Raw genomic sequence first — 13,775 nt, 5'->3', positions numbered from 1 at the left:
TTGGTCTCTGTGGTAATATATTCATATAAGGTAGTCATCTGTATTGTTCGTATGTTTGCTTTTTATTTGGGCCTAACACTTTTTGATCAGGGAGCCCAATAGGTTTTCTTGCAGCGCACACGCCTCAATTGGAGGACTTGCAAAACAAGAAACAGGGCACCCACCTGTATATAGCAGGCCGAATGATCAAGCTTTTTATAACTACGGCAATTACGGACTCTACCGGTACGCAAGGCTTTTTAAGTCTTGCGTATTTTTATTTGTCTTTTTCTGTTAATATTAAATTATCGTATTGTTTTTATAAAGGAGTTTAAAATGAAACATCAATTTTCAAGAAATGAATTAGCATATGGACAAGAAGGTTTAGATTTATTAAAAGAGAAAACAGTAGTTGTCCTTGGTGTAGGTGGTGTAGGCTCATTTGCTGCAGAAGCATTAGCACGAACTAATATTGGTCATATCATTTTAATCGACAAAGATGATGTAGATATTACTAATGTCAATCGTCAAATACATGCACTTACAACAACCATTGGACAAAGTAAAGTCACATTGATGGAAGAACGAATTAAATTAATTAATCCTGAATGTAAAGTGACACCACTTCATATGTTTTATACTGAAGAGACTTATGAAGAACTGTTCAATAACTATGATATTGATTACTTTATCGATGCGAGTGATACAATTATTTATAAAGTGCATTTAATGAAAGAATGCTTAGAGAGAAATATTAAAGTGATTTCAAGTATGGGTGCAGCTAATAAAACGGATCCTACACGTTTCCGAATTGCTGATATTTCGAAAACATTTATGGATCCTATGGCTAAAATTATTCGAAATAAATTAAAACGTCAAGGGATAAAAAAAGGCGTGCCGGTTGTATTTTCTGATGAAAGTCCAATTGTGATTCGTGAAGATGTTAAGGCCACAGTTGGAGATGCTAACGCTATTAATCGAAAAGGACAAATGCCACCGTCATCTAACGCATTTGTACCTAGCACGGTTGGATTAATTTGTGCTAGTTATGTTGTAAATGATATTTTAAAAAACATTCCTGTTCGACGTATTAAGGATAAAGGTAACTTATAAATATAAAGACTATGAATCAAACGAAATGCCAGTAATACATTGCATTGGCTTCGTGTAATTCATAGTCTTTTGTTATTTTTGATTTCTTAAATTATCATATATAGTTTTAAATTGTTGTTCACTTTTTGAGGTTGTTTTAGGTTGATAATAGACTTTATCTTTTAGTTTATCAGGTAAATACTGTTGTACGACATGACCATTCTCATAGTTGTGAGGATACTTATAACCAGTGGCGCGACCTAACGCTTTAGCACCAGTATAATGGCCATCTCGTAAATGATTCGGTATTTGACCTATATTTCCTTGGCGGATGTCGCTTAGTGCATTATCAATTGATGTAATAGCTGAATTTGATTTAGGCGATAACGATAGCTCAATAACTGCTTGACTAAGCGGAATTCTCGCTTCTGGAAATCCTAATCGCTCTGCTGATTGAATAGCTGCAAGGGTTCGTTGTCCTGCATTAGGGGAAGCTAAGCCTACATCTTCGTAACTAATGACTAATAAGCGTCTAACAATTGTTGGTAAATCGCCAGCTTCAATTAATCTTGCCAAATAATGAAGCGCGGCATTAACATCACTACCTCTAATCGATTTTTGAAACGCACTCATAACATCATAATGCATATCTCCATCTTTATCACTGACAAAAGCACCTTTTTGAAGACAATCTTTAGCATCCTCAAGTGTGATATGTCTATTTTCATCAACTATTGGTGAACTTAAGACAGCTAGCTCGAGCGCATTCAATGCACTTCTAACATCACCTTGGCTTTGAGTAGCAAAATAGTCTAATGCATCTTCATCAACTACAGGTTTATAGTCAGCTAATCCACGTTCTGAATCACTAAGTGCTCTCTCAATAGCAAGTCGCACATCATTGTGATCTAAAGCGTATAACTCAAATATTTGAGCTCTAGAACGAATAGCGGGATTAATAGCATGGTAAGGGTTAGAGGTTGTCGCTCCAATTAAAACGATTTTGCCATTCTCTAAATGAGGTAATAAAAAATCTTGCTTAGCTTTATCTAATCGGTGAATTTCATCTAATAAAAGAATGACTTGTCCAGACATCTTAGCTTCTTCAACAACCATTTGCATATCTTTTTTTGAATTAGTAACCGCATTTAATTGTCTAAATTTATATTCAGTACTACCAGAAATTGCTTTCGCGATACTTGTTTTACCAATTCCTGGTGGTCCGTAAAATATCATTGAAGATAATCTCTTAGTTTCAACCATACGTCTAATGATGCCTCTAGGTCCCACTAGATGTTGTTGAGAGATTATCTCATCGATATTAGTAGGTCTCATTCTTGAGGCTAAAGGTTCAGTAGTCACGATTTTCACACCTTTCTATTACTATCTTAACTGAAAAAATGCTAGAATGGTATTATATATTATTCGAATTAAGTGAGGTTATGTTATGAAGATATCAACGAAAGGGAGATATGGCTTAACTTTAATGATTTCCCTTGCTAAAAGAGAAGGGCAAGGATGCGTATCTTTAAAGTCAATTGCTGAAGAGAATAGTTTGAGTGATTTATATCTCGAACAATTAGTTGGCCCTTTAAGAAATGCTGGTTTAATTCGAAGTGTTCGTGGTGCTAAAGGTGGTTATCAACTAAGAGTGCCAGCTGACGAAATTAAAGCAGGCGATATTATTCGCTTATTAGAAGGCCCTATTACAATAGTAGAAAGTATTGAATCAGAACCACCTGCACAAAAACAGTTATGGTTACGTATGAGAGATGCAGTTAGAGAAGTATTAGATAATACCACTTTAAAATATTTAGCAGATTATGTTGAAACTGATGATAAACTTGATGGTTACATGTTTTATATTTAATTTTAAATAAATGTTTATAATAAGTTGTAAGTGGTAAACAGATAATACATCAGTATAGATACATTGATTTTTTGTATCTCAGAATGCACGCAATACTTGATCGATAATTATTCTTAAATTTGAAAGGAGAATTTCATTATGGGATTCATGGATAAAGCGAAAGATGCAGCAGAAAAATTTAAAAATAGCGATAACGAACAAGTTAATAAAGCTAAAGATAAAATCAATGAATATACTGAAAAAGGCAACGATGATAAAAAAGAAGATAAATAATTAAATTTTACAAGTATAGGATAACATTCCTAAAAATATAGCCAGTAAAAGCACATCACAATGTCGCTTTTACTGGCTTATTTATATATGCTATTACATTTTTTGCATACTTTTTGATAAGGATTTACATAACGATGTTTTAAGATTTATTTTTCAATGCCACTCTTTAATCAATTACTAGGGGATACCTAAAAACATATAAAGAGGGGCAATGAATCCAAATTGATTATTGTCCCACTCTCAAATTACATTCTATATGCTCATAATGATTTAAATTACCTTACGTTACTTTATATACCAACTATTGGTTTAATTTTTCGATTACATTGTGTAAACGTTTAAACGATTCAAATTGTTTATCTTGATTATAAATATAACTAATGCCCATTAATTCATCAATATCTCCATATTCCTCAATAAATGATTCTAATTTTTCTTTTACGGTTTCTTCAGAACCTATTAACGAATCGTTAAATCTTTGTTGAGCCATTTCATATTCTCTAGGTGTTAAAAGCGCTTGTAAATCATTTGTCGGTGGTTGTACTGGCTGCATTCTACCACGCGCTATGCCAATAAACACTTGTGCTAAAGTACTTGCTAAGTATTCGGCTTCTTCATCCGTTTCGGCTACAATCGCATTTAAACATACAATCATATATGGTTGATCTAACACATCTGAAGGTTCGAACAACTCTTTGTAAATTTGCATAGCTTCTTTCATTTGTTGAGGTGCAAAATGACCTGCAAAAACATAAGGTAATCCTTTACGTGCAGCTAAATGCGCTGAATCTGTAGAAGAACCCAAAATATATAATGGTACATTTTTACCTACTGCCGGATACGCTCTTACATAAGCTTGTTTGTTACCAGGTCCGAAATAAGTTTGTAATTGTTCAACTTCTTCAGGGAATTCGTAAACACCATTATGTTGATCACGTCGTAACGCACTTGCAGTCATCATATCTGTACCTGGTGCTCTTCCTAAACCTAGATCAACTCTATTTGGAAAGAGTGTCTCCATTGTTCCAAATTGTTCAGCAACAATCAAAGGCGCATGGTTTGGCAACATGATACCTCCAGATCCAACTTTGATACGGTGTGTGTGTTCAAGTGCATGTTGAATTAATAGAGAAGTCGCAGAACTTACTAAATTAGGTGCATTATGATGTTCTGCAATCCAATAACGTTCATAATTAAGTGAATCTAGTTCTTGAGCTAAACTAACCATGTCCTCAATGGCCTCTTTATCACTTTGACCTTCTCTAATTGGAACTAAATTTAATGCAGATACCTTAATATTACCCACAAATTTCATCTCCTCAAATATATTTAGTATGCTTAAGTTTAACAAGAGCAATGATAGAGTGATATTGAAATGCTCAAAGTTGCAAAAAAATTGTAAAATTAAGTTAACTTTCGTTAATCACAATACAGAGGCTGGGACAAAAATAATATAAAGAAGCTATTTTGCAAATTCGCAGTAGCTGACTGAACTGAGAAGGCGCTTTAATCAAACTTTTCTCGGTTCTAGTCATCCTTTACAAGCAAAGCAAGCTGGGAGTGGACGACGAATTTAAAAGAATTCTGTCCCACTCCCATCTCACTTTATATATTTATAACGTGAATAGATAAAAATGTTGCGTCTATTCGTATTATTAATTCCATTTTTACAAATTTATTATTGAATGGGTTAAATTTGTTTCTAATTGAATGTTAAAATGAAAATTAATAGAACGTTATATGTTTATAAACAACTATATAGAAAAAATTGTTTACAGGTGCTATTATAGGAACATTGATAATATTGTGAGGAGTGTACTTAATAATGGAAGTATATGCAGATTATGCTGCAACTACACCGGTCAAACCAGAGGTTGTAGAAGAAATGATGGCAATTTACAAGTCACATTTCGGAAATCCATCATCTATTCATTCAATTGGAAGAGACGCACGTCGTTATTTAGATGAATCAAGAAGAACAGTTGCTAACTTACTAAATGCAAAGCCAAGTGAAGTTATATTTACAAGTGGCGCTACTGAATCAAATAATACTGCTATCAAAGGGTTAGTCTATGCCAATCAGCATCTTGGAAATCACATTATCACTACTAAAATCGAGCATCATTCAGTTCTACACGTCTTTGAACAATTAGAAAAAGAAGGCTTTGATGTGACTTATCTAGATGTCGATGATACAGGTACAGTGGATTTAGATCAACTTAAAGAAGCATTAACGAGTGATACAATCTTAGTTTCGATAATGTTTGTTAATAATGAAGTTGGAACTGTAGAACCAATGTATGATATTGAAGATATCGTTAGCGAATCGAATGCTTTGTTGCATGTTGACGCTGTTCAAGCAATTGGACATTTAGATGTCAGCTTTGAAGATTTTAAAATGGATACTTTGAGTTTAACGGCGCATAAATTTGGTGGTCCAAAAGGCGTGGGTGTACTATTAGTTAGAGACCAAACACCAATTGTGTATTCACAGTTAGGTGGGGAACAAGAAACTAAAAGACGTGCCGGTACAGAAAATGTGGCACAAATTGTAGGCTTAACTAAAGCGTTAGCACTAGCAAATGATAATAGAGATCAAAATAATTTACATTTAATGCAGTTAAAGGAATTATTTCTAGTTAGTTTGCAAGAACGAGCAATACCGTTTGAGGTCAATGGTTCAATGGTAGACACAACTGGTCATATACTCAATTTGTATTTCCCATTTATAGATGTGGAAACGATGTTAACACTTCTGGATTTAGCAAATATTTATGTATCGTCGGGTTCAGCTTGTACAGCTGGCTCAACTACACCTTCACATGTTCTAGCAGCAATGTATGAAGATGAAGAGCGTGCGAAACACTCTGTAAGATTTAGTTTTAACGAATTAACAACTGAACAAGAAATTAAATATATCGTTGCTGAAATTCATAAAATATATCATAAATTTAAGGAGGAATAAATGTGTCAAACAAAGATATACGTGTAGTTGTTGGTATGTCTGGTGGAGTTGATAGTTCAGTCACTGCCCATGTTTTAAAAGAACAAGGGTATGATGTTATTGGAATATTTATGAAAAACTGGGACGACACTGATGAGAATGGTGTTTGTACAGCAACTGAAGATTATAATGATGTCATCGCAGTATGTAATCAAATTGGTATCCCATATTATGCAGTTAATTTTGAACAGGAATATTGGGATAAAGTCTTCACTTATTTCCTAGATGAATATAAAAAAGGACGTACACCTAATCCGGATGTTATGTGTAATAAAGAAATTAAATTTAAAGCATTTTTAGAGCATGCACTTAAATTAGGCGCTGATTATGTCGCAACTGGACATTATGCAAGAATACGTCGTCATGACGATGGTCATGTGGAAATGTTAAGAGGTATTGATAATAATAAAGATCAAACCTATTTCTTAAATCAATTGTCACAACAACAATTATCAAAAGTGATGTTCCCAATTGGTGATATTGAGAAAAAAGAAGTTCGAAAAATTGCTGAAGAACAAGATTTAGCAACGGCTAAGAAGAAAGACTCAACTGGCATATGTTTTATTGGAGAACGTAATTTTAAAACATTCCTATCACAATATTTACCGGCTCAATCTGGAGAAATGCGTACATTGGATGGAGAAAAGAAAGGTATGCATAGTGGATTAATGTATTACACTATTGGTCAAAGACATGGTCTTGGAATTGGCGGAGACGGTGATCCATGGTTTGTAGTTGGCAAGAATTTAAAAGATAATATTTTATATGTTGAACAAGGTTTCCATCATGATGCACTCTATAGTGATTATCTTATTGCATCTGATTTCTCATTCGTTAATCCAGTTGATTTAGAAAATGGATTTGAATGTACTGCTAAATTTAGATATCGCCAAAAAGATACCAAAGTGTTTGTTAAACGTGAAAGTCAGGATGCCTTACGTGTAACATTTGATGAACCAGTACGTGCGATAACGCCAGGACAAGCGGTTGTATTTTACGATGAGGAAGTTTGTTTAGGTGGCGCAACAATCGATGATGTATTTAAAACAACAGGTCAATTGAGTTATGTTGTTTAATTAAAAAAACAAAGGGTGGAGTGTAATGAAATCATCTAAGATTTCACATACTACTCCATCTTTATTTTTACGTTTAAATCAATACAAACGATGATTAAAGAATTGGGTGAAAATATGATAACGAAACAAGAAACCATTTATAAATGGATTCAGGACGGTCAACTTGAAGATGCATTAAAAGCACTATTCGAAAACATAGAAGAAGAACCGAATACAATTGAAAATTATATTAATGCAGGAATCGTACTCGCTGACGTTAATGAAGTGGAAAAGGCTGAAAGATTTTTCCAAAGAGCACTTGCAATTGATGATAAAAATGGACCTGTATATTATAATTTAGCTAATCTATACTATGATCAAGGTAAATACCGCGATGCCATTAAGCTATATCAATTAGCATCTAAATACGATATGGATAAAATAGATACGAATTACATGATTGGGATGTCATTTAATCAATTAGATGCACCTAAAGAATCATTACCTTTCTTTATGACTGCAGCAGAATTAGAACCTAATCGTGATGCTGAAGTTCAATTTCAATATGGGTTAGCATTATGTCATTTAGAAATGTTTGAACAAGCTATTCAACAATTAAAGTTAGTGCTATCAATAAACTCACAACATGTAGATGCACTATATAATCTTGGTTTAGCTATATATATGCATACAGAAGATGTTGAATTAGCTATATCATATTTTGATAAGGCTATATCTATTGATCCAGAACACCTATTAAGCCAACATGCTAAGAAGACCTTTGAAGCAATAAAGAACGAGGAGGAGTAATATGTCAGACCCTACACTATTTGATTATTCAATGATTAAAGGTACTGTAGATGCTATTTTATTTCAGAATAATGATAATTTTTATACAGTGATAAAAGTGGATACAATTGAAACAAATGAATCATTTGGTAATTTACCAACTGTTGTAGGGTTCTTTCCAAATATTGTTGAAGGAGACGTATACACTTTTAAAGGTCAAGTTGTAGAGCATCCACGTTACGGTAAGCAACTGAAGGCTGATACGTTTGAGAAAGAAGTACCACAAACTAAAGATGCAATCATTACATATCTATCGAGTGATTTGTTTAAAGGTATAGGAAAAAAGACTGCTCAAAATATAGTGAACACGCTTGGTGAAAATGCGATCAATGATATTATGTCTGATGCATCTGTTTTAGAAAAAGTTTCCAATTTACCTAAAAAGAAACAAAAGCAGATTGCTGATCAAATCAATGCCAATCAAGAGTCCGAAAAAATTATGATTCGACTACATGATTTAGGCTTTGGACCTAAATTATCAATGGCGATTTATCAATTTTATCAATCTGACACCCTTCAAGTACTTGAGAATAATCCATATCAACTCGTATATGATGTTAAAGGAATTGGTTTTCAAAAGGCTGATATTTTAGCGCGAAATAATGGGATTGCCTTTAATGATCAAGAAAGATTAAAAGCTGGATTGTTATATACACTTGAAGAAGAATGCATTAAGCAAGGTCACACATATTTATCAAATGACTATATCATCGACGTAACGCAACAAATTCTAAGTAACAAACAGCAAGGTGAGGCCATAGAGCAACAACAATTAGAAGATGTTCTACAAAATTTATCAGAAGAAAGCAAATTAATTCTTGATAATCATCGTGTTGCTATTCCTAGTTTATATTATTCTGAATTGAAAAGTGTTCAAAATTTATATCGCATTCAAACCTATAAGAACAAGTTAAAAGAAATAGAACAATCTGATTTACAATTGCATATAGGGGAAATAGAAGATAGCAATAATGTCAATTATGCACCATCGCAAAAAGAAGCTTTGCAAACTGCTATTAATTCTAAAATTATGCTATTGACAGGAGGCCCTGGTACAGGAAAGACAACGGTAATCAAAGGAATTGTTGAATTATATGCTGAAATACATGGCCTATCGTTAAATTATTCTGATTATCAAGATGATGATTATCCAGTCGTTTTAGCTGCACCAACTGGTCGTGCATCTAAGCGTTTACAAGAGTCAACAGGACTTGAAGCGATGACAATACATCGCTTAATTGGGTGGAATCAGGATACTCAACCTGAAGATATATTAGATAATGAAATAAAAGCTAAACTTATCATTATTGACGAAATGTCGATGGTGGATACTTGGTTATTTCATCAGTTTCTAAGTGCAGTGCCATTAGATGCACAGGTGGTATTTGTTGGTGACGAAGATCAATTGCCATCAGTTGGACCAGGGCAAGTATTTAAAGATCTAATCGATTCTAAAGCAATTCCACGTGTAAATTTAACTGAAGTTTACCGTCAACAAGATGGCTCTAGTATCATTGATTTAGCACACCGAATGAAGCATGGGGAACCTATCGATATTTCACAACGTTATCATGATAGAAGTTTTATTAATTGTGGCGTAGAACAAATACCTTCAGTTGTTGAGAAAGTAGTATCAAGTGCTGTAAATAAAGGGTATGACATGAGTGATATTCAGGTGTTAGCACCGATGTATAAAGGTAGTGCAGGTATAAAACGATTAAATCAAGTGTTGCAGGATATATTAAACCCTAAGGAAGATGATACGCGCGAAATAGAGTTCGGTGATATCAAATTTCGTAAAGGGGATAAAGTATTACAATTAGTCAATCGACCTAACGATAATATATTTAATGGTGATATTGGTGTTATAGTTGGAATCTTTTGGGCAAAAGAAAATGCACTTAACAAAGATGTGCTTGTAGTAGACTTTGAGGGGAATGAAATCACCTTCACAAGACAGGATTTACTTGAATTAACACATGCTTATTGTACATCTATCCATAAATCACAGGGTTCTGAATTTCCGATAGTCATCATGCCAATTGTAAAGCAGTATTTTAGAATGTTGCAGAGACCTATTTTGTATACAGGACTCACTAGGGCAAAACAATCACTTGTTTTACTCGGTGATCCTAAGGCATTCGATATAGGTTTAAACACCCAAGGTCAAATACGTCAGACGCAACTTTGCCAATTAATTTTAAGCTATTTTGAAATTGATAATAATCATGCTAACCGTCATCAAAATAATGATAATTCATCAATAGATACAGATGAAAAGTTGAATTTAGAAGTAGAGGAAAAAGAAATTATTTTAAGCGAATCTACAATATATCAAATTAATCCAATGATTAATATGGGTGATGTATCCCCATACGATTTTGCTGAGCGTTGACATTTAGCTTGAAAATACTTAAAATAATCTTAAGTTCGCATGAAGATGAGTAGACAATACATACTTATATAGAGATGTACTGGTTGGTGTAAAGTGCAATGTATATTGTTGAACGCTACTTCATGTTATTTTCATATTGAATTTGAGTGATAATTGTCTTCTGCCTAACGATATTTTATCGGTTAAGGGTAGACCATTTATAACTAGGGTGGTACCGCGAGAACGTTCGTCCCTTTTTTGAGGATGAACGTTTTTTGTTTTATTTTCTTAATAAATTGGTGAAATAGGAGTGTAAATAATGAAAAATTTAAAGGCTAGTGAAATTCGTCAAAAATATATTGATTTCTTTGTTGAAAAAGGACATATGGTTGAACCTTCAGCACCATTAGTACCGATTGATGATGATTCATTATTATGGATTAATTCTGGTGTAGCAACGTTAAAAAAATATTTTGATGGCAGAGAAACACCTAGAAAGCCTAGAATTGTTAATTCTCAAAAAGCAATCAGAACCAACGATATCGAAAATGTTGGATTTACTGCAAGACATCATACATTTTTTGAAATGCTAGGTAACTTTTCAATCGGCGATTATTTCAAAAAAGAAGCTATTCATTTTGCATGGGAGTTTTTAACAAGTGAAAAATGGATGGGAATGGAACCAGAAAAATTATATGTCACTATTCATCCAGAAGATACAGAAGCTTATCGTATTTGGAATGAAGAAATTGGCTTAGAAGAAAGTCGCATTATCAGAATTGAGGGTAACTTCTGGGATATTGGTGAAGGTCCTTCTGGTCCAAATACTGAAATTTTCTATGACCGTGGAGACGAATATGGACAAGATGATCCAGCCGAAGAAATGTATCCAGGTGGAGAAAATGAAAGATATTTAGAAGTATGGAATTTAGTCTTTAGTGAATTTAATCATAATAAAGACAATACGTATACACCACTTCCAAATAAAAATATTGATACTGGTATGGGTCTTGAACGTATGGCATCAGTGTCTCAAAATGTACGTACTAATTACGAAACAGACTTATTCATGCCAATTATTAATGAAGTTGAAAATGTCGCTGGCAAAACGTATTTAGAAAATAGTGAGCATGATATAGCATTTAAAGTCATCGCAGACCATATTCGTACGATTGCATTTGCAATAGCTGATGGTGCATTACCTGCAAACGAAGGAAGAGGCTATGTATTACGTCGACTTCTACGTAGAGCGGTTCGATTCAGTCAAACATTAGACATTAATGAACCGTTTATGTATAAATTGGTTGATATTGTTGCAGACATTATGGAACCTTATTACCCTAATGTTAAAGAAAAAGCAGATTTTATTAAACGTGTAATTAAATCTGAAGAAGAACGTTTCCACGAAACACTTCAAGAAGGTTTAGCAATTTTAAATAATTTACTAGCTAAAGCCAAAGATTCAACAAACGAAATTAACGGATCAGATGCTTTTAAATTATATGATACGTATGGTTTCCCAATTGAATTAACTGAAGAATTAGCTAGTCAAGAAGGCATTTCTGTAGATATGGCTACATTTGAAGTAGAAATGGAACAACAACGTACACGAGCTCGAGAAGCACGTCAAAGTTCACAATCAATGCAAATTCAAAGTGAAGTGCTCAAAAATATTACTACAAATAGTAAATTCGTTGGCTATGAAACGACAGATTATCAAACAACATTAACAGATTTAATTTATAATGGTGAATCAGTTGAAAGTGCTGAGCCTGGAGAAACAGTTTACTTCATTTTGGAAGAAACACCATTTTATGCAGTTAGTGGTGGACAAGTAGCGGATAAAGGAACCGTAGGCAATGAAAACTTTGAAATAGAAGTAACCGAAGTAACTAAAGCACCTAATGGTCAAAATTTACATCAAGGTGTAGTCCAATTCGGCCAAGTTACTATTAATAGTAATGTAGATGCAAGTGTAAATAGAGATGAAAGAAAAGATATTCAAAAAAATCACAGTGCCACTCACTTACTTCACGCTGCTTTAAAAGAGGTACTAGGAGAACATGTTAACCAAGCTGGTTCTTTAGTCGAAAGTGAACGTTTACGCTTTGACTTCTCACATTTTGGTCCTATGAGTCAAGAAGAAATAGATCGTGTTGAGAGACGTGTTAACGAAGAAATTTGGAGAGGTATTTCAGTTAATATTCAAGAAATGCCAATTGATGAAGCTAAACAAATGGGTGCTATGGCTTTATTCGGTGAAAAATACGGTGATATTGTACGCGTTGTAAATATGGCGCCATTTTCAATAGAACTATGTGGTGGTATTCACGTAAGAAACACTGCTGAAATTGGTCTTTTCAAAATTGTTAGCGAGTCAGGAACAGGTGCGGGTGTTAGACGTATTGAAGCATTGACTGGTAAGTCAGCATTCCTTTATTTAGAGAATATTCAAACGAAATTTAATGCTGTTAAAGATCAAGTTAAAGTAAAATCTGACAATCAAGTTTTTGATAAAATTGTACAATTACAAGAAGAAGAAAAACAACTTCATAAACAATTAGAGCAACGCAACAAAGAAATTACAGCACTTAAGATGGGTAATATTGAGGAACAAATTGAAGATATAAATGGATTTAAAGTATTAGCTACAGAAGTCGAGGTATCAAATGCTAAAGAAATCAGACAAACAATGGATGATTTTAAATCTAAACAACAAGATGCTATCATTATCTTAGCAAGTAATTTAGGAGATAAAGTGTCATTAATCGCAACTGTACCTAAAGAACAAACTGACAGCATCAAAGCTGGGGATATTATTAAAAATATGGCACCTATCGTTGGTGGTAAAGGTGGCGGTCGCCCTGATATGGCTCAAGGTGGCGGTACGCAACCTGAAAATATCTCAGAAGCATTACGCTTTATTAAAGATTACATTAAAAAACTATAACTTTGTAATCAACTAGTGTAAAATTGGTGTATGTAAGATAAACCGTTATAGAGGAGTGTCGCACCTATGGATAATATTGATAAAACTATGAAGTTTGACTATGAAGAAATTCCTAAAGATAATGTCGAAACTGTGTTAAATAATGTACACCGAACATTAGAAGAACGTGGTTACAATGCTGTCAATCAAATCGTTGGGTATTTACTCTCTGGAGATCCAGCCTATATACCTCGTCAAAATGATGCTAGAAATCAGATTCGACACATTGATCGTGACGTTATTATGGAAGAACTCGTTTCAAATTACTTAAAAGAGAACAAGAAATAGTC

11 protein-coding genes and 1 other RNA gene are annotated in these 13,775 nt (G+C 33.7%); 10 read left to right on the top strand and 2 right to left on the bottom strand.

What is annotated here, in order from left to right; genetic code table 11:
• Nucleotides 1–32 precede the first annotated feature (32 nt).
• A non-coding RNA gene (ssrS, locus tag KA878_RS00940) (6S RNA) lies at nt 33–223 on the top strand.
• 92 nt (nt 224–315) lie between these two features.
• Complete coding sequence (locus KA878_RS00935; RefSeq protein ID WP_053029562.1) at nt 316–1,092, top strand: tRNA threonylcarbamoyladenosine dehydratase; 777 nt, start codon at nt 316–318, stop codon at nt 1,090–1,092.
• A gap of 72 nt (nt 1,093–1,164) precedes the next feature.
• Here KA878_RS00935 and KA878_RS00930 read toward each other — a convergent pair whose 3' ends face one another.
• Nucleotides 1,165–2,433 (bottom strand): replication-associated recombination protein A, encoded by a 1,269-nt coding sequence (locus tag KA878_RS00930; RefSeq protein ID WP_193839261.1) that lies wholly within the window; start codon nt 2,431–2,433, stop codon nt 1,165–1,167.
• Nucleotides 2,434–2,518: 85 nt separating this feature from the next.
• Here KA878_RS00930 and cymR point away from each other — a divergent pair, with 85 nt between their 5' ends.
• Both cymR and KA878_RS14510 read left to right on the top strand, forming a co-directional pair.
• Complete coding sequence (gene cymR / locus KA878_RS00925) at nt 2,519–2,941, top strand: cysteine metabolism transcriptional regulator CymR (RefSeq protein ID WP_033080142.1); 423 nt, start codon at nt 2,519–2,521, stop codon at nt 2,939–2,941.
• 138 nt (nt 2,942–3,079) lie between these two features.
• Nucleotides 3,080–3,214 (top strand): SAS049 family protein, encoded by a 135-nt coding sequence (locus tag KA878_RS14510; protein WP_254613586.1) that lies wholly within the window; start codon nt 3,080–3,082, stop codon nt 3,212–3,214.
• Between the two features lie 301 nt (nt 3,215–3,515).
• Here KA878_RS14510 and KA878_RS00920 read toward each other — a convergent pair whose 3' ends face one another.
• Nucleotides 3,516–4,529 (bottom strand): LLM class flavin-dependent oxidoreductase, encoded by a 1,014-nt coding sequence (locus KA878_RS00920; RefSeq protein ID WP_193839262.1) that lies wholly within the window; start codon nt 4,527–4,529, stop codon nt 3,516–3,518.
• A 510-nt stretch (nt 4,530–5,039) separates the two neighbouring features.
• On the opposite strand from KA878_RS00920, the gene KA878_RS00915 reads away from it, so the two are divergent.
• The 6 genes from KA878_RS00915 (at nt 5,040) to KA878_RS00890 (ending at nt 13,773) form a co-directional block, all read left to right on the top strand.
• Nucleotides 5,040–6,179 (top strand): cysteine desulfurase family protein, encoded by a 1,140-nt coding sequence (locus KA878_RS00915; protein WP_053029559.1) that lies wholly within the window; start codon nt 5,040–5,042, stop codon nt 6,177–6,179.
• A gap of 2 nt (nt 6,180–6,181) precedes the next feature.
• Nucleotides 6,182–7,294, top strand: coding sequence for a tRNA 2-thiouridine(34) synthase MnmA (gene mnmA / locus KA878_RS00910; RefSeq protein WP_053029558.1), 1,113 nt, complete (start codon nt 6,182–6,184; stop codon nt 7,292–7,294).
• 117 nt (nt 7,295–7,411) lie between these two features.
• Nucleotides 7,412–8,083, top strand: a complete 672-nt coding sequence (locus KA878_RS00905) for a tetratricopeptide repeat protein (RefSeq protein WP_193839966.1) — start codon at nt 7,412–7,414, stop codon at nt 8,081–8,083.
• Between the two features lies 1 nt (nt 8,084).
• On the top strand, nt 8,085–10,517 hold the full coding sequence (recD2, locus tag KA878_RS00900) for an SF1B family DNA helicase RecD2 (RefSeq protein ID WP_193839263.1): 2,433 nt from the start codon (nt 8,085–8,087) through the stop codon (nt 10,515–10,517).
• 298 nt (nt 10,518–10,815) lie between these two features.
• Nucleotides 10,816–13,446: an alanine--tRNA ligase gene (gene alaS / locus KA878_RS00895; RefSeq protein ID WP_193839264.1), complete on the top strand. Its 2,631-nt coding sequence runs from the start codon at nt 10,816–10,818 to the stop codon at nt 13,444–13,446.
• A gap of 66 nt (nt 13,447–13,512) precedes the next feature.
• The gene (locus KA878_RS00890; protein WP_011275600.1) at nt 13,513–13,773 is read left to right on the top strand and encodes an IreB family regulatory phosphoprotein; all 261 of its coding nucleotides are present in this window, start codon (nt 13,513–13,515) and stop codon (nt 13,771–13,773) included.
• Nucleotides 13,774–13,775 lie beyond the last annotated feature (2 nt).

It is taken from the genome of Staphylococcus sp. GDY8P57P (assembly GCF_017892585.1).
In the GTDB taxonomy this organism is placed as follows: domain Bacteria; phylum Bacillota; class Bacilli; order Staphylococcales; family Staphylococcaceae; genus Staphylococcus; species Staphylococcus borealis.
Note: the sequence above shows the minus strand (reverse complement) of the source record. Positions and strands in the feature narration are given on the sequence as shown.

What these genes read in the sequence shown, in the direction of transcription:
- KA878_RS14510 (WP_254613586.1), top strand. Translation starts at nt 3,080, where the DNA reads ATGGGATTCATGGATAAAGCGAAAGATGCAGCAGAAAAATTTAAAAAT.
- KA878_RS00915 (WP_053029559.1), top strand. Translation starts at nt 5,040, where the DNA reads ATGGAAGTATATGCAGATTATGCTGCAACTACACCGGTCAAACCAGAG.
- cymR (WP_033080142.1), top strand. Translation starts at nt 2,519, where the DNA reads ATGAAGATATCAACGAAAGGGAGATATGGCTTAACTTTAATGATTTCC.
- alaS (WP_193839264.1), top strand. Translation starts at nt 10,816, where the DNA reads ATGAAAAATTTAAAGGCTAGTGAAATTCGTCAAAAATATATTGATTTC.
- recD2 (WP_193839263.1), top strand. Translation starts at nt 8,085, where the DNA reads ATGTCAGACCCTACACTATTTGATTATTCAATGATTAAAGGTACTGTA.
- KA878_RS00920 (WP_193839262.1), bottom strand. Translation starts at nt 4,529, where the DNA reads ATGAAATTTGTGGGTAATATTAAGGTATCTGCATTAAATTTAGTTCCA.
- KA878_RS00890 (WP_011275600.1), top strand. Translation starts at nt 13,513, where the DNA reads ATGGATAATATTGATAAAACTATGAAGTTTGACTATGAAGAAATTCCT.
- KA878_RS00935 (WP_053029562.1), top strand. Translation starts at nt 316, where the DNA reads ATGAAACATCAATTTTCAAGAAATGAATTAGCATATGGACAAGAAGGT.